The organism is Ruegeria sp. Ofav3-42, from assembly GCF_022347725.1.
Lineage (GTDB): Bacteria > Pseudomonadota > Alphaproteobacteria > Rhodobacterales > Rhodobacteraceae > Ruegeria.
In genome coordinates this window covers 183,920-204,716 of sequence record NZ_JAKRGB010000004.1, presented here as the reverse complement: position 1 = coordinate 204,716, position 20,797 = coordinate 183,920, and the positions used below count along the sequence as shown (strand labels likewise).

Below are 20,797 nucleotides of genomic sequence, written 5' to 3'. Positions count from 1 at the left end.
AGGGGACTACTTCTCTTCCAAGCGCCTTTGTACCCGGTTTCGTGCTTCCTGACTGTCGTTATAGCTCAGACCCATGGCGATGCGGGCCTCTTCGACGATCTTCATTTCGCCTTCATCCGAGTTACCGTCGGCCAGAACGACCTCCCACAACGCATCCAGAGCGGCCAGACGTTCGTGCAGATCGGTAGTCTCGCGGATCAATTTGCCAAATGTGTCGGTCTCGGGCGCCGCGGCGTGTAGTTTCTCGCATGTGGCCCGAACCTTGGCAGCCTCGATCGCATTGTGTTGGTAAAGCCGCGCTAGAATGCGATCGATCAGGCTGATTTCTTCCAGCTTGTAATCCCGATCCGCCTGCGCCACGCGGACCATCAAAGCACCCAGCGCCAGCTCGGCATCCGGGTCTGGTAAATGATCGTGTTGTGGCGGGCGGAAAGCCTGGAGGAATTTTTTCAACATACCGCGAGGTTATTCCATATTTTGTGGACCGCCAAGCGCTGACCACCCGTCATAGCCATGAATGGTCACAACTTTGCCGGTTTTCGCTTGTCGAGGATTATATCATATAGAAGATCAATTGCCTTGCTGCAGCGCTTGCTTTGCCTGTTGCTGCAACCAGCCCAGCATATGCCGGTAGGGCACAGGGCCATAGCTGATCCGTGCGACGCCCAGCGACGCCAGCGTTGCGGTATCCGGCGTGCCGGGCAAGGCGATGATATTCACCGGCAGCTCGGTCGATTCGCAAAGACGTGCGATCATCTTTTCGTCTTTAAGTCCCGGAGCAAAAAATCCATTGGCACCTGCATCGGCATAGGCTTTGGCACGGGCCATGGCATTCTCCAGCATGGCCTCATCATGCGTTTCCGGGGCGGCCTTCAGGAAGATGTCCGTTCGCGCATTTATGAAGGCAGGGATGCCCGCAACGTCGCACCCTTCACGCATCGCGCTGACACGGGCAGCTTGCGTTTCGATGTCGTGCAGGTCTTTGGTTCCGACAACCTGATCTTCAAAATTGAAACCAATGACGCCTGTCTCAAGTGCGCTTTGGACATTGCTGATGATTCCCGCGAAGTCCTCGGCATATGCGCCCTCGAAATCCAGAGTAACAGGAATGTCCACGGCGCCCACGATCCTGCGGGCGTTATCCAGGGCAACGTTCATCGGGATGTTCTGGCCATCGCTGAAACCCTGCGCCATTGCCACCGGTGCGCTGCCTGTCGCGACGGCTTTGGCCCCGGCGTCCCGCACGGCCCCGGCACTGCCTGCGTCCCAGATGTTGTAGAGGATGACCGGATCGCCCTTTTTGTGCAGGGCCGCAAAGGTTTCTGCGTTGGTGATCTGGTTGGTCATGGCCGGTCTCCTGTCTCGTTGCCGAGGACAGTTAACCGTGGAAACGGCCCACGCGTACAGATTTTTTCGCGCAGGCCGTCACAATGCGGTGACTCGACTGGTATCAGACCAGGCGAGAGGTCTCCTTCGCGGCGCGCACAAAGTCGCGGAACAGGGGGTGCGGGTCAAATGGTTTGGACTTCAGTTCCGGGTGGTACTGAACGCCGATGAACCATGGGTGATCCGACCATTCGACGATCTCTGGCAGACGGCCATCAGGGGACATGCCCGAGAAGTTCAGGCCAGCTTTTTCCAGCTTGTCGCGATACTTGATGTCCACTTCGTAGCGGTGGCGGTGACGTTCCTCGATATTGGTGCCACCATAGACTTCGGCCACTTTCGAACCTTCGGCCAACACGGCATCGTATGCGCCCAGACGCATGGTGCCGCCCTTGTCGTCGCCCACTTTGCGTTCGACCTTGTGGTTACCCTGCACCCATTCTTTGAGGTGGTAAACAACGGGTTCAAAACGCTTTTTGCCCGCCTCGTGGTCGAATTCTTCGGACCCGGCCTCTTTGATGCCAGCCGCGTTCCGGGCTGCCTCGATCACAGCCATCTGCATGCCGAGGCAGATGCCCAGATAGGGCACCTTGTGCTCGCGCGCGTATTGCGCCGCCTTAATCTTGCCTTCGGTACCACGCTCGCCAAATCCGCCGGGGACGAGGATTGCGTGGAACCCTTCCAGATGCGGCGCGGCGTCTTCTTTGTCGAAAATCTCGGCGTCGACCCACTCAACCTTGACCTTGACGCGGTTGGCCATGCCGCCGTGAGTCAGCGCCTCGGCAATCGACTTATAGGCGTCTTCCAACTGGGTGTACTTGCCGACGATGGCAACTTTCACTTCGCCTTCGGCGTTGTGAATCCGGTCGCTGACGTCTTCCCACTTGGCCAGATCCGGCTTGGGGGCCGGGCTGATCTGGAACGCGTCCAGAACCGCCTGGTCCAAGCCTTCGCGGTGATAGGCCAGTGGAGCGTCGTAGATAGTAGACAGGTCCTGAGCCGCAATCACGCTGTCGGGGCGCACGTTACAGAACAAGGCCAGTTTTTCACGCTCTTTGGCCGGGATCGGACCTTCAGAACGGCAGACCAGAATATCGGGGGCCAGACCGATCGAACGCAGTTCCTTCACCGAGTGCTGGGTCGGCTTGGTTTTCAGCTCGCCGGATGCCTTGATGTAGGGCAGCAGCGTCAGATGCATGAAAATACACTGACCGCGTGGCTTGTCCTGACTGAACTGACGGATGGCTTCGAAAAAGGGCAGGCCTTCGATGTCGCCCACGGTGCCACCGATCTCACACAGCATGAAATCGACCTCATCCTCGCCGATGGAGATGAAATCTTTGATCTCGTTGGTCACGTGCGGGATCACCTGAATGGTTTTGCCGAGATAATCTCCACGGCGTTCTTTCTCGAGCACGTTGGAATAAATCCGGCCCGAGCTGACCGAGTCGGTCTTGCGCGCGGCCACACCCGTGAAACGTTCATAGTGGCCAAGGTCCAGATCGGTCTCGGCCCCGTCATCGGTCACGAACACTTCGCCATGTTCGAACGGCGACATCGTGCCGGGATCGACGTTCAGATAGGGGTCCAGCTTGCGCAGACGCACCGAATATCCCCGGGCCTGCAACAGCGCGCCCAAAGCCGCCGAAGCCAGTCCTTTGCCCAAGGACGAAACAACACCACCAGTGATGAAAATAAAACGCGCCATGTTTTCGGCTGCTCCCGTGAGACGTCAAAATCAGCTGCCCGACGGTTCCGAAAAACCGCTGCATCACGGGACTTCACGTATAAAGGATTCGCGCCAATAGCGCAAGAGAACCGCAAGATGCTGTTGCAGTCCTCTTTCAGGTTTCTAGGTTTTGTGGATCAGTTGGCCTGCGGGATCAGCGGCGCGTTGTCGCCCTCTGCCGGAGGCAGCAGATCATCAGCCGACGGAACCGCCGGAGTGCTTTCCTCGGTCGGTGCCGGGGCCGGAACGCCCAAACGGTCGATCACCGAGCTGCCCGAGGACTTCTGTGCGGCCAGAATGGTCAGCGTGATCGAAGTCACGATGAAACATGCGGCCAGAATCCAGGTCACCTTGCCCAGAGCAGTCGCTGCCGCGCGACCGGTCATGGCACCGCCGCCACCGCCACCCATGCCAAGGCCACCGCCTTCGGACCGCTGCATCAGAACAACGGCAATCAGGCCCAGGGCCAGGAGGAGGTGGATGATGAGAACGACGTTTTCCATGGTGTTCCTGTACAGCGTGGCGTGTATCGCGTGGTATCTATGCAAGTTTGCCATCGGGGGCAAGGGAGGAGTTGGCATCAAGACCGGTGATGTTCCAGATCACGGCAAAGGCACTGGACAGCAAGGGTGAACCTCGCGCAGGCTGCGGCCATGCCACATGACGATCATGACCACCCGCACGCCCTTTTACCGCCGGATCCAGCACTTCGCGTCAAGGCGTTGGAAACGATTCTGACCCGCAAAGGTCTGATCGATCCGGCGGCGCTGGATGAGATTATTGATACCTATCAGAATAAGATCGGCCCCCAGAATGGCGCGCGCGTTGTCGCAAAGGCTTGGGTTGATCCGGACTTCAAGGCAGCTCTGCTCAAAGATGCCACGCCAGTCGTTGCGGATCTTGGCTATTTTGGGCGCCAGGGCGAACACATGGTCGTGGTCGAGAATACTCCCAAACAGCACAATATGGTCGTGTGCACCTTGTGTAGTTGCTACCCATGGCCGCTGCTGGGCATTCCACCAGGTTGGTACAAATCCGACGCCTACCGCGCCCGGGCCGTGCGTGAGCCGCGTAAAGTGCTGGCGGAGTTCGGAGTGAGCTTGCCTGCAGAGACTTCTGTTCGTGTATGGGATTCGACGGCCGAGGTTCGGTACCTCGTTCTCCCGATGCGCCCCGAGGCGACAGATGACCTCAGCGAAGAGGAATTGGCCGATCTGGTTACCCGCGACAGCATGATCGGCACCGGATTGCCAAAGGTGCCGACATGACCCGCGTACATGATATGGGCGGGCGGTTCGGCGACGGGCCTGTATGCCCTGAGCCCGAAGACGCTCCGAACTTCGCAGAAGATTGGCACGCTAGAGCGCTGGCAGTGACGGTGGCTGCGGACTCGTTGGGTCAGTGGAATATCGATGTAAAACGTCACGCGCGCGAGCGTCTGTCGCCCAAGGATTACACGCGGTTCTCATATTACGAGAAGTGGATTTCAGCTCTGGCCGATCTGTTGGTCGAATCCGGTGTGCTAACCGAAGAGGACCTGCGGGGAGGCACCAGTGACGACGACCACCCGCTGGCAAGCCGAGCTTTGAAGGCTGAAGCCGTGGCCGGTGTATTGGCCAGCGGCGGACCTGCAGATCGCCCGTCGGACGTGCCGGTGAAATTCGAAGTTGGGCAACTTGTTGTGACAGCGCGCCGGGCAGCAAACCGCTTTGTCGACGGCGGGCACACCCGGTTGCCCATGTATGCCGCCGGAGCGCAAGGGCGCATACTCATGGTGCATGGAGCGCATGTGTTGCCGGACTCAAGCGCGCATAGGTTAGGCGAAGCACCCGAGCCGCTATATGCCGTGGTTTTCCCCGCATCCGAGCTTTGGGCAAATCCCGAACACCCAAAGGACGAAGTGGTTCTGGACCTCTGGCAAAGCTACCTGGAGCCCGCATGAGCAGTTGCCTTAGCCATACCGCCCCCGAACCAGTTTTCGCTGAGCCGTGGCACGCGCAGGTATTCGCCGTGACGGTTGCGTTGAATGAGGCCGGGCGATTGGACTGGTCGGACTGGGCAGCCCGGTTTTCGGCTACTCTGAAACGCCACGGGCTGCGCCGCGAACTGAATGGCGGCGACGACTACTTTTTCGCGTGGCTTGAAACGCTCGAAGCTCTGTTGGCCGAGCAGGGAACAGCAGCCTCCGATGATGTCAGCCAACTGCGCGATAGATGGGAAGAGGCTTATCTGACAACGCCCCACGGGCAGCCAGTGCGATTGGCCGACGCGTAGGGGGGCTCTGCCCCCGCCGCCCTTGCGGGCGACTCCCCCGAGGTACTTTCAGCCAGATGAACAAGGGATCCGGGCTTCATCTGGCCAAAAATACCTCCGCCGGAGGCATCGTGCGAAGCACGATCGCAGCATGCGTCGAATTACCGGTTTCCCTGCCGCTTTCCCCCCGTTATACGAGCCGAGTTTGATTACTCAGCGCAAAAGGACCTGATATGGCCAATGTGGTTGTTGTCGGCGCCCAGTGGGGTGACGAAGGAAAAGGCAAGATCGTCGACTGGCTTAGCGAGCGGGCAGACGTGATTGCACGCTTTCAGGGCGGACATAACGCCGGTCATACACTGGTTATCGACGGTGAGGTTTACAAACTGCACGCGCTGCCCTCGGGTGTTGTACGCGGAGGTAAGCTGAGCGTTATCGGCAATGGCGTCGTATTGGACCCGTGGCACCTGATCAAAGAGATCGGAACCATTCGGGCGCAGGGTGTCGATATTTCGCCCGAGACGCTGATGATTGCGGAAAACACCCCTCTGATCCTGCCTATACACGGCGAACTGGATCGTGCCCGCGAAGAAGCCGCCAGCAAGGGCACCAAAATTGGAACTACTGGCCGCGGCATCGGCCCGGCTTATGAAGATAAGGTCGGACGTCGTTCCGTACGTGTCGCTGACCTTGCGGATGAAGCGACACTTGAGGCGCGTGTCGATCGCGCGCTGCAGCACCACGACCCCCTGCGCAAAGGTCTGGGCATTGAACCGGTCGACCGGGACGCGTTGATCGCTCAGCTGAAAGAAATTGCGGCCGAAATCCTGCCCTTCGCCGCTCCAGTCTGGAAAGTGCTGAACGAAAAGCGCAAAGCCGGCAAGCGTATCCTGTTCGAAGGCGCGCAGGGCGCTTTGCTGGATATTGATTTCGGTACGTACCCATTTGTGACGTCGTCGAATGTCATCGCGGGTCAGGCATCCACGGGCGTCGGCATCGGCCCGGGTTCCATCGATTTCGTTCTGGGCATCGTTAAAGCCTACACAACCCGAGTGGGTGAGGGGCCGTTCCCGACCGAGTTGGATGATGACAACGGTCAACGCCTCGGTGAACGTGGGCACGAGTTCGGAACCACTACGGGCCGTAAGCGCCGCTGTGGCTGGTTCGACGCCTGCCTCGTGCGCCAGACCTGTGCGACCAGCGGCGTGAACGGAATTTCGCTGACCAAGCTGGACGTTCTGGACGGATTCGAGACCCTGAAGATCTGCGTCGGTTACGAGCTGGATGGTGAGCGTCTGGATTATCTTCCGACTGCGGCGGATCAGCAAGCCCGCTGCACACCGATCTACGAAGAAATGCCGGGCTGGAGCGAATCCACCGAAGGTGCGCGCAGCTGGGCGGATCTGCCCGCAAACGCCATCAAATATGTGCGCCGCGTCGAAGAACTGATCGAATGCCCGGTCGCATTGCTATCCACCAGCCCGGAGCGGGACGACACCATTCTGGTGACGGACCCGTTTGCCGACTGATGGGCGAGGGGCAGAATAGCGGCCTCAGCTACAAGGCGCGCCGTCGCTGGTCTTTGCTGCTGCTGCTGATTGGTCTGCCGCTGTATATTGTGGCGGTGGTGACGGTCGTGAACTGGCTCGACCGTCCGCCGATCTGGTTGGAACTTCTGGTTTACGTTGTCTTGGGCGTTTTGTGGGCCTTGCCCTTCAAATTCGTGTTCAAGGGCGTCGGAAAAGAAGATCCGGATCAGTCGCAGGACTGATCCGGTTTTCTTCATCCCACATCCTCCGCCTCAGTTTGCGGCCAGCTTAGGATGGCCCGGGCCATCGCGTGATATTCACCCGAAATCTCTTCGGCCAGGCTGAAAGGGGTGGGCCAGGGGGCGGCTACGGTTGCCTCTACCTGGCCGGTGATGAGGTTGAGATCTGCTTTGTGTTTCAGCGCCAGCCGCCGCATCTTCTGGTTTGTAGCCAGGCACAGCATGTGGACTTCACGTACCCTGCGGTTGCGAGCGGCTGTTATGATCCGCGATAACAGAGCATCGCCGACCCCTTGATCCTGCCATGCGGGTTCAACGGTAAATGCCGCCTCGGCCACGCTGTTTCGGCTGTCGGGAACGATGTGTAACTCTCCCACTCCGCGCAAGTGGGAATCGGGGAGTGCACCGAAGACCAAAGTGGCGTTGTCAAACAACCCGGACAGGTAGAATTCAACGAATTCCGGACCGACTGGGATACCGAAACGCGATTTCAGGGTTTCCTGGTCCAGGTTTCTAAAGTGGCTGATTATTTTGGGTTTGTCGAAAATTCGCAGGCGTCGGATTGGTAGTTCATACATGGCTCGGCCTCTGCTTGAACATGGGTATCAGGGAAACTCATACCTTATCGATCTTACTATTTTTCTGCGGCGCAGCATAGGTGACAGGTAAGCGGGTTCAGCTTCCCTACGGCTATTTGACCAAGGCGCACAAAAAAGGGGCCGAAGGTTATCCTCGGCCCCTGAACTTGGAGTGTCGTGAGTGGTTACCCTACGGCGCGCTCATCATCGGGGCGGAACCCGATCTGCGTGGATGCCGCAAAACGACCGCCACCGGCTTTCTCGATCTTGCCGTCCCGCAGCAGTTGACCGAAAGAGCGCAGGCTTTCTTCGCGATTGAAGTCGTCCTGCTTGAGCGAGCGGATCTTGTTCATCAGCTGTGGGCGCGAAAACTGTTCCTGACCTTCGATGAACGACAAGTACGCTGCGGCAGCTTCCAAAAGGTCAGGCAGCGACTGGGCGCCTTGCTCCTGAGCGAATTGGGCAAAACCACCTTCCTCGCTGGTCTCCTCCTCCTCTTCAGTCTTCGCGGTCACGCGGCGAGGGGTCACTGGTCCGGCGTCTTGCTCATTGGTGTCTATGCGCTGTTCCGCCACCAACTTCAGCGGGGACGAGGTATCCGACTGCGGGCGCATGCTGGTGACTTGGATTTCTGGGCGACGCGGGCTGACGACCGACGTCAGATCACCGCGATAGCCGCTTTCGTTTGTTTCATCATCTGCCTTGCCTTGACCTGCGCGTTCAGCTTCGGTCGCGGCAACGGCCGAACGCAGATGCGAATAGGTTTCGCGCTGCTTGTTAGTGGCAGGATCGTCCATTTGAACGTCTGCCTTGTCCATCAGACGCGACATATCCTGATCCAGGGCGGTCTCGTCGGGCGAGGATTGCGGCGCAAGATTTTCCATTGTGGCTTCAACCTTCGAGATTTCGCTGAGTACATTCGTCTCATCCTCAGCGGTCAGGTAGCCGTCCCTGGTTTCGGTGACCTCGTCGGTCTGCACATCCTCGGCCTCTTCGCCCAGGATGTTGCCGGGCTCATCCGTGTCTGTGCTTTCCTCAAGATCAGTGAACAGAACGGAAGGAGAGGGTGTTTCCTCCTGATCTTCGTATTCGGTATCCAAACCCATTGCGACCGGTTGGGCCGGTTCAATTGACTCCTCGACGGTGTCGTCTTCTTCAGCCTTTGCCTCAGGTTCCGGCGAGGTGATGGTGTCATCGGTGTCTTCCGCTGCGACCGCCGAAGTCGTCGCCTCTGTTACCGCTTCCACGGCGTCTTCAATTTTTGCCTCGGCCGTATCGGTCAGATCCGAGGAATCGAGCGAGCCAGCCTCAAAAGCGGCTGCGACTGCGTCCATGGGGGCGGCCGGTTGGTTGACCAGGTTTGTTTCTTCGTCTTCGGCATAAACGACCGAGTTTTCCTCGGAATGCGAAACGACGGCGCGGATGCGCTGCAGTTTGGCAGCGATGCTGTCCGCCGCAGGGGGGGGGGCATTTTCGACCGGCTCGGCATCGGCAAAGAAGGACGAAGACCCCTGAGCAGGTGGCGTGTTGCTGAGGTGCGTTGGTTCGGGTTGTGCGGCCGTCGGTACCGCCGCGGTGGTGGGCGCAGCGGCTTGCTGACTAGCGCGCAGCAGCAGGCCCGAGTCGCTCTGGCTGGCTTCAACGTGTTTTGAGGCGTCGCGCTGCGCGATCCGTGTCAGCATTTCGGCGTCCGGCTGCGGGGGCTCTGAGCCGAAGTAACGATCATCGGCAGCAAGATCACGGAAGTATTCGGCAATGGCTTTCATCGTTTCGAATGAATCATCAAAACCTTCCAATGTGCAGGAGAAGGTTCCATAAGAAACGGTCAATACCTTGTTATTCTGTACCATCAGACGCACGTCCTCTACAAACTACGAGAGCCAACCAGCCTTGTGCAGGCACACCCATTGGCTCGGAACTCTCTGCATGAACCTATCATTTTGTGGTCTCAATGTGTCCAAATCCGGAAAAAATGATCAATCTTAGAAAAAAACAACCAATTGTGCGGTCAAACGCGCCAATTGCGTTGGTTGGCGGCGGACAAATCGGCCCCGATGACCTGAATCTGGTGATGATTCGCGCCGAAACAGTTGTTGCCGCTGATGGGGGGGCAGCCCCGCTGGTGGAATCAGGCCGTATACCGGATGCCGTGATCGGTGATTTCGATTCGCTGCAAAGCCGGCACAAAGACCAGATTCCGCCGGACCGTCTGTTTCCGATACGTGAACAAGACAGCACGGATTTCAACAAGGCTCTGCGCAGCATCGACGCGCCTCTTGTACTGGGCGTTGGTTTTCTTGGGGGGCGGCTGGATCATCAACTCGCGGTGCTTAACACACTGGTTGAACGGCAGGATCGGCCCTGCGTCCTTTTGGGCGAGCGTGAGGTGGTTTTCCACGCTCCACCGCGGATTGCCCTCAGCATAACGCCGGGGGACGCGGTTTCATTGTTTCCGTTTCGACGAGTATCCGGATCGAGCCGGGGGCTGGAATGGCCGATCGACGATCTTGTGATGGAACCTGGTGGGCAGATCGGCACGTCCAACCGGGCATTGGCCGAGGTCGAGTTAACTGCGGACGCGCCGGGGATGTTGGTCATGGTGCCACGATACGCTTTGGATCAGGTTACGCAGGCGTTTCTGTCGGGGCAGACCGGGCACTGGCCCGCTCGCGAAGAATGACATACAGACCCGCAGCGACGGTGATACCGATGCCAGTTGCTGCCATGCCATTCGGCAGGTCGTGAAAGATCAGCCAGCCAAAAAACGTTGCAACAGGGATTTCCAGGTACTGCATGGGGGCCAGAGTGGCTGACGGCGCATACCGCAATGACCAGGTCATGAACAGATGCGCGACGGTGCCCAGCACGCCTATCCCGATGAGCAGGAGGTGGCTGTCGCTCGCGGGTACTACGAGGGATAGCTGCCAAACGCCGCCAAGCGTTCCCAGTATCAGAACCGGCAATAGCAGGACCGTCGCGATTACCCCGGACACGGCTTGCAGTGCAATTGGGTCGGTCTCCTTAGCGATCTGCCGCGTCACCAGCATGAACAGAGAGAAGACCACGGCCACGACCAGAGGTAAAAGGGCTGCCGCACCGACCTGAACAAAGCTGGGCTGAATGACCAGCAGAGTCCCCACAAAGCCGACAATGCAGGCGATCAGGCGGCGCATGCCGACTTCTTCGCCCAGCACATACTTGCCCAACAAAAGCATGATGAAGGGCATCACAAAGGCGATGGCAACCGCATCTGCCAGCGGCAGGTACAGAAGCGCGCTGAACATCGCCGCGATGCCGAGGATGTGCAACACTGTTCGGATGATCGCCAACCGCAGGATGCGCCTGTTCATGCGCCAGGGCCGCCCGGTCAGGGCCACCAGCGGAATCAGGATCAGTGCCTGAACAGCAAAACGAATGAAGACCAGAATGCCGACCGGAGTCGTCTCGCCCAACAGCTTGGCAATAGAATCGCCCAATGGTGCGAGCACGCAAAAGCAGAGCATCAAGAAGATGCCGAATACGGGACGGTCCTGTGTCATACCCGCGACGCTACGGGTTTTGTCGGTCGGTTGAAAGCGCTTAGGGCAGGGGCTGAACCTTGGTGTAGTCCGGACCGATGCACACGGGCAGACCGTCGTCCAGTTTCAGCCACGTCAGCCTTTCCTCATGGGCAACATGCAGCGTGGGCTGCAGTTGGTTGGGGTCCTCCAGCGTCGCGACATACAGGTGCAGCACGTCCGACATGGATTGCGAGCGGAACGAGATCGGTGTGCCGCAATTGGGGCAAAAGCTACGCTCGACTCCGGGGGAGGAGTTAAAGGTCTTTGGCGGTTCTCCCGTCCAGCGCCATTGCCCGTCCCGCACACCGAAATAGGTCGTCATCGGCGCAGCGCATTGCCTGCGGCAGCTATCGCAATGGCAGCTCACGCAGGACAGGACCGGAGGATCAACTTCGTACCGGATGGTGCCGCACAGGCAATGTCCTTGCATCGTTGTCCTCCGTTGCTGTCTTTGTCAGCAGTTTGGCACGTTCACCGCCAGTCCGCCCAGAGATGTTTCCTTGTATTTCTCGTGCATATCATGCCCAGTCTGGCGCATCGTCTCGATTACTGCATCCAGCGGTACGAAGTGCTGCCCGTCACCGCGAAGCGCCAGTGATGCTGCCGAAACTGCCTTGATTGCGGCCAGACCGTTTCGTTCGATGCAGGGTACCTGCACCAGCCCGGCAACCGGGTCACAAGTCATGCCCAGATGATGTTCAAGCGCGATCTCTGCGGCGTTTTCCACCTGTTCGGGCGTGCCACCCATTACGGCACACAGACCGGCGGCAGCCATGGCCGAGGCACTACCGACCTCGGCCTGACAACCCGCCTCAGCGCCCGAGATTGAGGCGTTGTATTTGACCAAACCACCGATAGCGGCTGCAGTCAGCAAAAAGTCCTCGATATGGCTTTCCGAGGCGCCCGGCACGTGATCGAGGTAGTAGCGCAGTACGGCAGGCATTGTCCCCGCCGCTCCGTTGGTCGGAGCAGTGACGACCTGTCCGCCAGCCGCGTTTTCCTCGTTTACCGCCATCGCATAAACGCTCATCCAGTCATTTATGGTGTGCGGCGCGTTCAGGTTCATCCCTCGTTCGGCCAGCAGAGCATCGTGAATGCCTTTGGCGCGGCGACGTACGTTCAGACCGCCGGGCAGGATACCATCCGTATGCAGCCCGCGTTCTATGCAGTTGTTCATCACCTCCCAAAGGCGGGCAGTGCCCTTGGCAAAACTGTCAGCACAGCCACGCGCAATCTCGTTCTCGCGCTTCATCTGGGCAATGCTTTTGCCGCTAGCCTTGGCCATCTCCAGCATTTCGGCGGCTGAATGGAACGGGAAGGGGACCGGAGGGCCATCATTGGTGGCTTTGCCTTCGGCCAGTTCTTCTTCGGTCAGGACGAACCCACCGCCGACCGAATAGTAAACCTGCCGCAGGATCACATCGCCCTGCGCGTCGGTGGCCATCAGGATCATGCCGTTCGCGTGACCTGGCAGGTTGTGGTCATAGTCGAAGATCAGATCTGACTTTGGGTCGAATTGCAGCGACGGCAAACCCTCGGGCGTGACCGAATGCGTTTCGGCGATAGCAGCCAGTGCGGCTTCGGCCTTGTCGTTGTCGTACGTGTCCGGGACAAAGCCTGCCAAACCAAGGATCGTTGCGCGATCGGTGGCATGGCCGACACCGGTAAAGGCCAGCGACCCGTGCAGCGAACCCTTCAGCCCCGCAAACTCAAACGGCGACTCGCGCATCAGGTCCAGAAACCGAGCGGCGGCAACCATCGGCCCCATGGTGTGTGACGAGGACGGGCCGATGCCCACTTTGAACATATCGAAGACAGACAGAAACATATCAGGTAGCAGAGCCTTCTGGAGGTTTAGCATAAGCTGGACTGGTGAAGGGGGTAATCCCCAACCCCTCTGCCGAGATGGCAGCCCGGGTTGCGGGGCGGCTTTCTAGGTTCATCAGAACGGTTTGCAAATAAGGCGTATCCGCCAATTGGTACCAACTGCGATCTGCGCGGGCCGGATACAGGGCCATCCAACGCATCTGGCATGCAAGGTAGTAGGTCAGCACTGAGGGCTGGTCGGCGTGCAACCAATCAGGCGCGGAACGAGCGACGTCATTCAGAACCCGAAGATGCTGGCGCAGCCGGGGTCGGATACCGTGTCGTAGCGTGTCGGCTTGCGCCGTGTCGATGTACTTTTCGGCGTAGAACAGAACACGCAGATCGGCGTGCAATGTGTTCGATGCAAAAAAGAGCCACTTTAGAAACGCCGCCCGATCCGGGCTGTCCGGGGCAGGCGCCATTTGGCCGTGCGTATCGGCCAGCCATAACAGGATCGCCGCCGTTTCAAAGATCGGGCCCTGTGGTGTTTCGAGAACCGGGATCAGGCCGTTCGGGTTCAAGGCCCTGTACGCCGGGCCGTCCTGAGCGCTTTGCCGACGGTCCACCAGCGTCGTTTCAAACGACAGACCCATCTCTTCCAACACCAATCTGATCACCAGAGAGGCGTTGTCGGGGGCATAGTGCAGTCTATAGGGCGCGTTCATGATGCGTATGTATACACCAGCTTGGGTGCCGAACGCTTCGATTGCGACGTTTCCAATCGGAAACGCGTATTTTTGCGTCATCTTAGCTCAGGGTGGTGAGCGAATTGGCGCTCGCAGTTGCGCGGGGCATTTCGTATAAGTCCCTCAGTACTACAGGGGAATACTGCCATGACCGGAGATCTGTCACCCATCGACAAGGCCAAATATGTTGCCGCGCGCCGGGCCGCCGAAATGGTTCAGGACGGGATGCGTGTCGGGCTGGGAACCGGATCGACGGCCGCCTGGATGGTTCGGCGATTGGGTGAACGAGTGCAGGAAGAAGGATTGCGGGTCAAAGGCGTCCCAACCTCAACCCGTACCGCGCAACTGGCCCGTGAACTTGGGATCGAGGTCGTCTCTCTGGATCAGGCCGGGTGGCTGGACCTGACTATCGACGGTGCAGATGAATTCGACGGCGAGCTGAACCTGATCAAAGGCGGCGGAGGCGCGCATCTGCAGGAAAAGATCGTCGCAACGGCCAGTGACCAGATGGTGGTGATTGCAGATGCGGGCAAAGAGGTCGAAACGCTGGGTGCTTTCCCTTTGCCGGTCGAGGTGATCCCGTTCGGATGGCAAACCACGCGGACCCTGATCGAAGAGGCGCTGGATACGATGGATGTGCTGGGCACCTCCGGCGCGCTGCGCATGAACGGCGAGGCACCGTTTGTCACTGATGAGGGCAACCACATTCTGGACCTTCACCTTCAGCGCATCGGAAACCCCCGGCAACTGGCGCTGGTGCTGAACCAGGTACCGGGTGTCGTCGAGAACGGGTTGTTTATCGACATCTGTGACAAAGTTGTGATCGGTCACGGCGATGGCCGGGTCGAGCTGCGCGATATCAACGAGGGCACGATTGAGTTGGACCAACTGGTCGAGGGCGGCGAGAACCTGTTCTCGGATCTGGCGGATTGAGCGGGAAACCAACAGATATTCTCAATATCGCGCTCGACAGCTATTTGGCGTGCGCCTACTGGGTTCTGGTTATTTCTGGTGATGTGGCTCATCATGACACAAACGTTGTCCGGTGACATGCTGCATACCCCCTGGCAACTGGCAGCCCTCATGTTGGTCACGGTGTTTCTGGGGATTTCCTTTGCTCGTTTGTTGAACGTGATGCGGGATCCACGCCTGATTATCCTGACTGCTGGTGCGCTTAGATTTCGCGCCTGGAATACAGTCTTTCGCAACATTCCCTGGTCCCGTTTTGACGCAATTGACATAGGCCCATTGCGCAATTTCTGCCTGGTTCATTACCGCTCTGAAGATGGTCGGCCCAAGACGATCCGGCTACAGTTGAATCTGCTTGACGGTACTATATCTGAACGGATGCTTGCAGAGCTGCAGGACTTTCCGGTGGAAGTTCGGGAAATCACACGTGGCTAGCGGTTTGTGATCACTCTGGACAGCAGCGCGAGATAGAGTACACCCCTTGCAACGCCGGTGTGGCGATTGCTGAAGTTTGGAAGAGGCAGGACAAATGAGCTTTGACTATGATCTGTTCGTCATCGGCGGAGGTTCAGGCGGGGTCCGCGCTGCGCGTGTCGCAGCTGGCGAAAATGGAGCTAAAGTAGCGCTGGCGGAAGAAGATCGCTACGGCGGCACCTGCGTCATCCGGGGGTGTGTGCCTAAGAAACTGATGGTCTTTGCCAGCGAGTTTTCCGGCATGGTCGGTGATGCGCAGGCCTATGGATGGGACATTCGGTCTGGTGCTTTGGACTGGAACACCTTCCACGGCAAACTGGTGGCCGAACTGGACCGGCTGGAAGGCATTTACCGAAACATCCTGAAAAACAACGGCGTCGAGAGCTTTGATCAGCGTGCCCATGTAGTGGATGCACATACTGTTGAACTGGCCGACGGTACGCGTATGAAAGCCAAGCACATTCTGGTGGCCACGGGTGGCCGCCCAGTTGTACCCGAGTTCCCGGGATCGGACTTGGCAATCACTTCCAACGAAATCTTCCACCTTGAGAAGCTGCCGGAAAGCATCCTGATCGTCGGTGGCGGCTATATCGCCAGTGAGTTTGCCGGGATCATGAACGGAATGGGAGTGAAGACCACTCAGTTCTATCGCGGCGCGCAAATCCTGCGCGGCTTTGACGAGGAAGCACGCGGTCTGATCTGCGAAGAGATGCGTCAGAATGGCATCGATGTGCGTCTGGGCACCAATGTACTTGAGATGACCAAAGAAGGCGACAAGATCCGCGTCAAAGCCACTGATGGTACAGAAGACCAGTTCGATGTGGTCATGTATGCGACTGGCCGCACCCCCAATGCTGACAATCTGGGTCTTGAGGCGCTGGGCGTTGAGCGTGGCCGCAAAGGTGAGATCGTTGTCGATGAATACAGCCAGACCGGCGTACCGTCGATCTATGCTATCGGCGACGTCACCGACCGCGTGAACCTGACGCCCGTTGCGATCCGCGAAGGCATGGCCTTTGTCGAAACCGTATTCAAAGGCAACCCGACGCCGGTAGATCACGAATTGATCCCGACCGCGATCTTTACTCAGCCGGAATTCGGCACGGTGGGTCTCAGCGAGGAAGACGCCGCCGCGCAGGAACCGATCGAGGTGTACGCCACGTCGTTCAAGCCGATGCAAAAGGCGTTTGCTGGTGGGACGCAACGCGTGCTGATGAAGCTGATCGTCAGCCAGGCGACCCGCAAAGTGCTGGGCTGCCATATTGTTGCACCCGGCGCGGGCGAGATGATCCAGCTGGCCGGTATTGCCGTGAAAATGGGCGCAACCAAGGAAGATTTCGACCGCACGGTTGCCGTTCACCCGGTAATGGCCGAAGAACTGGTGACAATGCGGCAACCTGTGCGCACTGCTTGATTTGCAACCGCGCGCACACAAGTTACAAGGGAACCCGTGATCACACGGTCCAACACGAAGGAATAGATACATATGGCGGGCAACAGCGGTGGCCCCTGGGGGGGCGGAGGCTCATCCGGAGGCGGAGGAAATCGGGGTAACAACGGGGATGGGCGCAAGCCCCCCGAAGGCGACAGCCCGCAGATCCCCGAGATTGATGAGCTGATGAAGAAGGGTCAAGAGCAACTGCGCGTCCTGATGGGCGGCCGCGGTGGTTCCGGCCGTGGCGGCGGCCAGGGTTCCGGTGGCGGTGGCCCCATCTTTACCAAAGGCACGGTCGTTATCGGCCTTGTCGTTGCTGCAGTTCTTTGGGGTGCGGCCAGCTTTTACACCGTCAAACCCGAAGAACAGTCGGTTGAACTGTTTCTTGGTGAGTTTTCGGCCGTCGGCAATCCGGGTCTGAACTTCGCTCCATGGCCCTTCGTGACCGCCGAGGTCATCCCGGTAACCCGCGAACAGACCGAGGACATGGGTGGTGCGCGCGGTAGTGACGATGGTCTGATGCTGACTGGCGACGAAAATGTCGTCGATATCGACTATCAGGTCGTCTGGAACATTAACGACCCTGCCAAGTTCCTGTTCAACCTGCGCGACCCGCGTCAGACGATCCGCGCTGTGTCGGAATCGGCGATGCGCGAGATTATTGCGCAAAGCGAACTGGCGCCGATCCTGAACCGGGATCGTGGTATTATCGCGGACCGTCTGCAGGAACTGATTCAGTCAACAATGGACAGCTACGACTCGGGTGTGAACATCATCCGGGTGAACTTCGATAAGGCCGACCCGCCGCAGGACGTGATTGCTGCATTCCGCGACGTTCAGGCCGCCGCGCAGGAACGTGACCGCCTGCAGAACGTAGCCGACGCCTATGCCAACCGCGTTCTTGCGGAAGCACGCGGTGAAGCTGCGCAGGTTCTGGAAGAAGCCGAAGCCTATCGTGCGCAGCAGATCAATGGTGCTCAGGGTGAGGCCAGCCGCTTCAGCGCGGTTCTGGAAGAATATTCGAAAGCACCGGACGTGACCCGCAAACGCCTCTATCTGGAGCGGATGGAGCAGGTTCTGGGTGACGTCGACAAGATCATTCTGGACGAGAACTCGACCGGTTCGGGGCAGGGCGTCGTACCCTATTTGCCGCTGAACGAATTGCGCCGCAATCAGGCCGAGGAGAACAACTGATGCGTAAGTCACCTATTATCCTCATTCTGATCGTGATCCTGGGTGTTGTTGGCCTGTCCTCGATCTTTATCGTGGACGAACGCGAACGTGCGCTGGTCCTGCAATTCGGTCGCGTTGTCGCCGTTAAGGAAGAGCCCGGTCTGGCGTTCAAAATCCCGCTGATTCAGGAAGTTGTCCGTTACGATGACCGCATCCTGTCAATCGACGTTCAGCCCTTGGAGGTTACACCTCTGGACGACCGTCGTCTGGTTGTAGACGCATTCGCGCGGTACCGGATTTCCGATCTGAACCGGTTCCGTCAGGCCGTTGGTGTCGGTGGTATCCCGGTCGCCGAAGACCGTCTGGACCGCATCCTGCGCGCCGAAACCCGTGAAGTGCTGGGTTCGGTTTCGTCCCGCGACATCCTCAGCTCGGACCGTGCGGCGCTGATGCTGCGCATCCGGAACAGCGCGATTGCCGAAGCGCAGGCGCTGGGCGTGAACGTGATCGACGTGCGTCTGAAGGCCACGGACCTGCCGCAAGCCAACCTTGAGGCGACGTTTGATCGGATGAAAGCCGAACGTGAACGTGAGGCCACCGACGAACGCGCCCGTGGTAACGAAGCCGCGCAACGTGTGCGCGCGCAGGCTGACCGGACCGTGGTTGAGCTGGTGTCGGATGCCCGTCGTGAGGCCGAGATCATTCGCGGTGAGGCTGATGCCGAACGCAATGCGATCTTTGCCGAAGCCTATGGCGCGGACCCGGAGTTCTTTGAATTCTACCGCTCGCTCAGCGCCTATGAAAACGCGCTGCAGGGTGGAAACAGCTCGATGGTTCTGAGTCCGGATTCCGAGTTCTTCAATTACCTGAAATCGCCCACCGGACAGGCTGGTCGGTAATGGGCATGATCCTTCTGGCCTTCGGGCTGGTACTGATTGTCGAGGGGCTGGCGTATGCGCTGGCCCCTTCGCTTATTGAGCGTATGTTGGAGGCGTTGCGGTCGCTGCCTGAACAGGCACGGCGGCTGGCCGGGCTTTTGTGTGTCGTCACCGGTCTGGTGCTGCTTTGGGGCGCCTATCAGGTCGGGTTTTAACACAGTAACCTCACTTGCCGGTGATTTCCCCGCGATCCCGAGTTGCGGGCTTGTACAAACTGACTACATTGGTCCCTAAGAAGGGCTGCCCACGGGCGGTTCTGCAAGATTTGTTGACAAGGAGTTCCCAAGTGCAGGCACAAGCACGCAGTATTTCGGTCCGGCAGGACGAGGGTGTTGGTTTAATGCGGTTGATGTGGCTGGTCTTCGTAGGGATGATGCTTGTTCTGGCTCAGACCGTCTCAGCTCACGCGCGGGGCGAAAGCCTGGCACCTCTGGCGGAAAAGATCAGCCCGGCTGTGGTCAATATAACGACTTCCACATTGATCGAAGGCCAGACCGGTCCGCAGGGAATCGTACCCGAGGGATCCCCGTTCGAAGATTTCTTCCGCGAGTTTCAGGACCGCAACGGCGATGAAGGTGACCGTCCGCGCCGTAGCAATGCTTTGGGCTCAGGTTTCGTGATTTCAGAGGACGGCTATATCGTCACCAACAATCACGTTATTGCGGAAGCTGACGAAATTCTTGTCGAATTCTTCCCCGGCGACGGCCAGCCCAAGAAAGAACTGCCCGCCAAAGTGATCGGCACCGATGAGAAGACCGATATTGCTCTGCTTAAGGTCGAAGCCCCAAGCCCGCTGCAATACGTGCAATTCGGCGACAGTGATATTGCCCGCGTCGGAGATTGGGTCATCGCTATGGGCAACCCACTGGGTCAGGGATTTTCGGTTTCCGCCGGTATCGTTTCGGCGCGGAACCGTGCGCTGAGCGGGTCATATGACGACTACATTCAGACAGACGCCGCGATCAACCGGGGCAACTCGGGCGGTCCGCTGTTCAACATGGACGGTGAGGTGATCGGCGTGAACACGGCGATCCTGTCGCCTAATGGTGGTTCGATCGGGATTGGCTTCTCAATGGCATCCAACGTCGTGGTGAAGGTGGTCGATCAACTGCGTGAGTTTGGTGAAACTCGCCGCGGATGGCTGGGTGTGCGTATTCAGGACGTCACCGAAGACATGGCCGAAGCCATGGGCCTGGACAAACCCGGTGGCGCACTGATCAGCGATGTACCGGACGGACCTGCCAAGGATGCTGGTTTGCTTGCCGGGGACGTCATCCTCAGCTTTGATGGCGTTGAAGTCGAAGACACACGCGGTCTGGTACGCCAGGTCGGTGAGACCACCGTTGGCAAATCGGTACGTGTCGTGGTGCACCGTGATGGTGGCACACAGACCGTTCTGGTCACGCTGGGTCGCCGTGAGGACGCCGAGCGGGCAGAAGACGGCGATGAGGAAACCTCTGAGGCTCCGACCGAAGAAAACGCGGATATTCTGGGCCTGACCATCTCGCCGCTGACCGACACGCTGCGCACGGATCTTGGCCTTGAAGAGGATGCCGAAGGGTTGGTCGTGACCGAAGTGGACGAAGCCTCGGAAGCCTTTTCCAAGGGCCTGCGCGCGGGTGATTTGATCACGGAAGCCGGCCAACAGAAGGTGACATCGATTGAAGACCTTGAGGCGCGCATGGAAGAAGCGCGTGAGGCAGGGCGCAAGTCGCTGCTGTTGCTGGTGCGCCGCGGGGGTGACCCACGCTTTGTCGCACTGAGCCTGGGCGGGTAACGCGACACTTCAAACATTAAGACTTGGCCGGGGCAATTGCCCCGGCCTTTTCAATTCTGGTGCCGCTGAAAGCAAGTGAGCCACACGCCGGGGAGGCGCGTGGCTCTGGTACAGGGAGAGGCCAGTGGACAGATATCGGGGATGATTCTCTGACCTCCTACGGTAACACTTCCGAAGATAGCTATTGCGCAGCCTTTCGTATGTG

The 20,797-nt window shown here is 58.8% G+C and carries 23 protein-coding genes; 13 read left to right on the top strand and 10 right to left on the bottom strand.

Going from position 1 to position 20,797, the window contains the following annotated elements; genetic code table 11:
- Nucleotides 1-6 precede the first annotated feature (6 nt).
- The 4 genes from MHN28_RS08620 to secG form a co-directional block, all read right to left on the bottom strand.
- Complete coding sequence (locus tag MHN28_RS08620) at nt 7-456, bottom strand: TerB family tellurite resistance protein (RefSeq protein ID WP_239337997.1); 450 nt, start codon at nt 454-456, stop codon at nt 7-9.
- A gap of 114 nt (nt 457-570) precedes the next feature.
- Nucleotides 571-1,347 (bottom strand): isocitrate lyase/phosphoenolpyruvate mutase family protein, encoded by a 777-nt coding sequence (locus MHN28_RS08615; protein ID WP_239337995.1) that lies wholly within the window; start codon nt 1,345-1,347, stop codon nt 571-573.
- 103 nt (nt 1,348-1,450) lie between these two features.
- Entirely contained in the window at nt 1,451-3,094 is a 1,644-nt protein-coding gene (locus tag MHN28_RS08610; protein WP_239337993.1) for a CTP synthase, read from the bottom strand.
- A 158-nt stretch (nt 3,095-3,252) separates the two neighbouring features.
- Nucleotides 3,253-3,618 (bottom strand): preprotein translocase subunit SecG, encoded by a 366-nt coding sequence (gene secG, locus MHN28_RS08605; protein ID WP_170412006.1) that lies wholly within the window; start codon nt 3,616-3,618, stop codon nt 3,253-3,255.
- A gap of 150 nt (nt 3,619-3,768) precedes the next feature.
- Here secG and nthA point away from each other — a divergent pair, with 150 nt between their 5' ends.
- The 5 genes from nthA to MHN28_RS08580 all read left to right on the top strand — a co-directional run bounded on the left by nthA (nt 3,769) and on the right by MHN28_RS08580 (nt 7,139).
- Entirely contained in the window at nt 3,769-4,383 is a 615-nt protein-coding gene (nthA, locus tag MHN28_RS08600) for a nitrile hydratase subunit alpha (RefSeq protein ID WP_239337992.1), read from the top strand.
- Nucleotides 4,380-5,057 carry a nitrile hydratase subunit beta gene (gene nthB, locus MHN28_RS08595; RefSeq protein WP_239337991.1) on the top strand — a complete coding sequence of 226 codons (678 nt, stop codon included), beginning with the start codon at nt 4,380-4,382 and terminating at the stop codon, nt 5,055-5,057. Before nthA ends, nthB begins: the two co-directional genes overlap by 4 nt.
- Nucleotides 5,054-5,389, top strand: a complete 336-nt coding sequence (locus MHN28_RS08590) for a nitrile hydratase accessory protein (protein WP_239337990.1) — start codon at nt 5,054-5,056, stop codon at nt 5,387-5,389. The genes nthB and MHN28_RS08590 overlap by 4 nt, the downstream gene beginning before the upstream one ends.
- 212 nt (nt 5,390-5,601) lie before the next feature.
- On the top strand, nt 5,602-6,897 hold the full coding sequence (locus MHN28_RS08585) for an adenylosuccinate synthase (protein WP_239337989.1): 1,296 nt from the start codon (nt 5,602-5,604) through the stop codon (nt 6,895-6,897).
- Complete coding sequence (locus tag MHN28_RS08580) at nt 6,897-7,139, top strand: DUF2842 domain-containing protein (protein WP_239337988.1); 243 nt, start codon at nt 6,897-6,899, stop codon at nt 7,137-7,139. The genes MHN28_RS08585 and MHN28_RS08580 overlap by 1 nt, the downstream gene beginning before the upstream one ends.
- A gap of 11 nt (nt 7,140-7,150) precedes the next feature.
- On the opposite strand, the gene MHN28_RS08575 is transcribed toward MHN28_RS08580, so the two are convergent.
- Nucleotides 7,151-7,714, bottom strand: coding sequence for a GNAT family N-acetyltransferase (locus MHN28_RS08575; RefSeq protein ID WP_239337987.1), 564 nt, complete (start codon nt 7,712-7,714; stop codon nt 7,151-7,153).
- Between the two features lie 185 nt (nt 7,715-7,899).
- Complete coding sequence (locus MHN28_RS08570; RefSeq protein WP_239337986.1) at nt 7,900-9,564, bottom strand: hypothetical protein; 1,665 nt, start codon at nt 9,562-9,564, stop codon at nt 7,900-7,902.
- A 122-nt stretch (nt 9,565-9,686) separates the two neighbouring features.
- On the opposite strand from MHN28_RS08570, the gene MHN28_RS08565 reads away from it, so the two are divergent.
- Nucleotides 9,687-10,394, top strand: coding sequence for a thiamine diphosphokinase (locus MHN28_RS08565; protein WP_239337984.1), 708 nt, complete (start codon nt 9,687-9,689; stop codon nt 10,392-10,394).
- On the opposite strand, the gene MHN28_RS08560 is transcribed toward MHN28_RS08565, so the two are convergent.
- From MHN28_RS08560 to MHN28_RS08545, 4 genes are read right to left on the bottom strand one after another with little or no spacing between them, the layout of a single operon-like run.
- Complete coding sequence (locus MHN28_RS08560) at nt 10,339-11,253, bottom strand: DMT family transporter (protein ID WP_239337981.1); 915 nt, start codon at nt 11,251-11,253, stop codon at nt 10,339-10,341. The genes MHN28_RS08565 and MHN28_RS08560 overlap by 56 nt on opposite strands.
- A 40-nt stretch (nt 11,254-11,293) precedes the next feature.
- Nucleotides 11,294-11,704, bottom strand: coding sequence for a GFA family protein (locus MHN28_RS08555; RefSeq protein ID WP_239337978.1), 411 nt, complete (start codon nt 11,702-11,704; stop codon nt 11,294-11,296).
- Between the two features lie 24 nt (nt 11,705-11,728).
- Nucleotides 11,729-13,102 carry an L-serine ammonia-lyase gene (locus tag MHN28_RS08550; RefSeq protein WP_239337975.1) on the bottom strand — a complete coding sequence of 458 codons (1,374 nt, stop codon included), beginning with the start codon at nt 13,100-13,102 and terminating at the stop codon, nt 11,729-11,731.
- Nucleotide 13,103: 1 nt separating this feature from the next.
- Nucleotides 13,104-13,805 carry a glutathione S-transferase family protein gene (locus MHN28_RS08545; RefSeq protein WP_239338193.1) on the bottom strand — a complete coding sequence of 234 codons (702 nt, stop codon included), beginning with the start codon at nt 13,803-13,805 and terminating at the stop codon, nt 13,104-13,106.
- 168 nt (nt 13,806-13,973) lie between these two features.
- Here MHN28_RS08545 and rpiA point away from each other — a divergent pair, with 168 nt between their 5' ends.
- The 7 genes from rpiA (at nt 13,974) to MHN28_RS08510 (ending at nt 20,592) form a co-directional block, all read left to right on the top strand.
- The gene (gene rpiA, locus MHN28_RS08540) at nt 13,974-14,759 is read left to right on the top strand and encodes a ribose-5-phosphate isomerase RpiA (RefSeq protein ID WP_239337973.1); all 786 of its coding nucleotides are present in this window, start codon (nt 13,974-13,976) and stop codon (nt 14,757-14,759) included.
- Between the two features lie 93 nt (nt 14,760-14,852).
- Nucleotides 14,853-15,230, top strand: a complete 378-nt coding sequence (locus MHN28_RS08535) for a hypothetical protein (RefSeq protein ID WP_239337971.1) — start codon at nt 14,853-14,855, stop codon at nt 15,228-15,230.
- A 94-nt stretch (nt 15,231-15,324) separates the two neighbouring features.
- Nucleotides 15,325-16,683, top strand: coding sequence for a glutathione-disulfide reductase (gene gor, locus MHN28_RS08530; protein ID WP_239337969.1), 1,359 nt, complete (start codon nt 15,325-15,327; stop codon nt 16,681-16,683).
- Between the two features lie 72 nt (nt 16,684-16,755).
- A complete protein-coding gene (hflK, locus tag MHN28_RS08525; protein ID WP_239337967.1) occupies nt 16,756-17,898 on the top strand; it encodes an FtsH protease activity modulator HflK in 1,143 nt (380 codons plus the stop codon).
- A complete protein-coding gene (gene hflC, locus MHN28_RS08520) occupies nt 17,898-18,776 on the top strand; it encodes a protease modulator HflC (protein ID WP_239337965.1) in 879 nt (292 codons plus the stop codon). The genes hflK and hflC overlap by 1 nt, the downstream gene beginning before the upstream one ends.
- Nucleotides 18,776-18,970 carry a DUF2065 domain-containing protein gene (locus tag MHN28_RS08515; protein ID WP_239337963.1) on the top strand — a complete coding sequence of 65 codons (195 nt, stop codon included), beginning with the start codon at nt 18,776-18,778 and terminating at the stop codon, nt 18,968-18,970. The genes hflC and MHN28_RS08515 overlap by 1 nt, the downstream gene beginning before the upstream one ends.
- Nucleotides 18,971-19,155: 185 nt before the next feature.
- A complete protein-coding gene (locus tag MHN28_RS08510) occupies nt 19,156-20,592 on the top strand; it encodes a Do family serine endopeptidase (protein WP_239338190.1) in 1,437 nt (478 codons plus the stop codon).
- Nucleotides 20,593-20,797 lie beyond the last annotated feature (205 nt).

What these genes read in the sequence shown, in the direction of transcription:
- rpiA (WP_239337973.1), top strand. Translation starts at nt 13,974, where the DNA reads ATGACCGGAGATCTGTCACCCATCGACAAGGCCAAATATGTTGCCGCG.
- MHN28_RS08615 (WP_239337995.1), bottom strand. Translation starts at nt 1,347, where the DNA reads ATGACCAACCAGATCACCAACGCAGAAACCTTTGCGGCCCTGCACAAA.
- MHN28_RS08555 (WP_239337978.1), bottom strand. Translation starts at nt 11,704, where the DNA reads ATGCAAGGACATTGCCTGTGCGGCACCATCCGGTACGAAGTTGATCCT.
- MHN28_RS08590 (WP_239337990.1), top strand. Translation starts at nt 5,054, where the DNA reads ATGAGCAGTTGCCTTAGCCATACCGCCCCCGAACCAGTTTTCGCTGAG.
- nthA (WP_239337992.1), top strand. Translation starts at nt 3,769, where the DNA reads ATGCCACATGACGATCATGACCACCCGCACGCCCTTTTACCGCCGGAT.
- MHN28_RS08510 (WP_239338190.1), top strand. Translation starts at nt 19,156, where the DNA reads ATGCGGTTGATGTGGCTGGTCTTCGTAGGGATGATGCTTGTTCTGGCT.
- MHN28_RS08565 (WP_239337984.1), top strand. Translation starts at nt 9,687, where the DNA reads ATGATCAATCTTAGAAAAAAACAACCAATTGTGCGGTCAAACGCGCCA.
- MHN28_RS08515 (WP_239337963.1), top strand. Translation starts at nt 18,776, where the DNA reads ATGGGCATGATCCTTCTGGCCTTCGGGCTGGTACTGATTGTCGAGGGG.
- secG (WP_170412006.1), bottom strand. Translation starts at nt 3,618, where the DNA reads ATGGAAAACGTCGTTCTCATCATCCACCTCCTCCTGGCCCTGGGCCTG.
- hflC (WP_239337965.1), top strand. Translation starts at nt 17,898, where the DNA reads ATGCGTAAGTCACCTATTATCCTCATTCTGATCGTGATCCTGGGTGTT.
- MHN28_RS08570 (WP_239337986.1), bottom strand. Translation starts at nt 9,564, where the DNA reads ATGGTACAGAATAACAAGGTATTGACCGTTTCTTATGGAACCTTCTCC.
- gor (WP_239337969.1), top strand. Translation starts at nt 15,325, where the DNA reads ATGAGCTTTGACTATGATCTGTTCGTCATCGGCGGAGGTTCAGGCGGG.
- MHN28_RS08550 (WP_239337975.1), bottom strand. Translation starts at nt 13,102, where the DNA reads ATGTTTCTGTCTGTCTTCGATATGTTCAAAGTGGGCATCGGCCCGTCC.
- MHN28_RS08610 (WP_239337993.1), bottom strand. Translation starts at nt 3,094, where the DNA reads ATGGCGCGTTTTATTTTCATCACTGGTGGTGTTGTTTCGTCCTTGGGC.
- MHN28_RS08545 (WP_239338193.1), bottom strand. Translation starts at nt 13,805, where the DNA reads ATGAACGCGCCCTATAGACTGCACTATGCCCCCGACAACGCCTCTCTG.
- hflK (WP_239337967.1), top strand. Translation starts at nt 16,756, where the DNA reads ATGGCGGGCAACAGCGGTGGCCCCTGGGGGGGCGGAGGCTCATCCGGA.
- MHN28_RS08535 (WP_239337971.1), top strand. Translation starts at nt 14,853, where the DNA reads ATGACACAAACGTTGTCCGGTGACATGCTGCATACCCCCTGGCAACTG.
- MHN28_RS08585 (WP_239337989.1), top strand. Translation starts at nt 5,602, where the DNA reads ATGGCCAATGTGGTTGTTGTCGGCGCCCAGTGGGGTGACGAAGGAAAA.
- MHN28_RS08575 (WP_239337987.1), bottom strand. Translation starts at nt 7,714, where the DNA reads ATGTATGAACTACCAATCCGACGCCTGCGAATTTTCGACAAACCCAAA.
- MHN28_RS08620 (WP_239337997.1), bottom strand. Translation starts at nt 456, where the DNA reads ATGTTGAAAAAATTCCTCCAGGCTTTCCGCCCGCCACAACACGATCAT.
- MHN28_RS08560 (WP_239337981.1), bottom strand. Translation starts at nt 11,253, where the DNA reads ATGACACAGGACCGTCCCGTATTCGGCATCTTCTTGATGCTCTGCTTT.
- MHN28_RS08580 (WP_239337988.1), top strand. Translation starts at nt 6,897, where the DNA reads ATGGGCGAGGGGCAGAATAGCGGCCTCAGCTACAAGGCGCGCCGTCGC.
- nthB (WP_239337991.1), top strand. Translation starts at nt 4,380, where the DNA reads ATGACCCGCGTACATGATATGGGCGGGCGGTTCGGCGACGGGCCTGTA.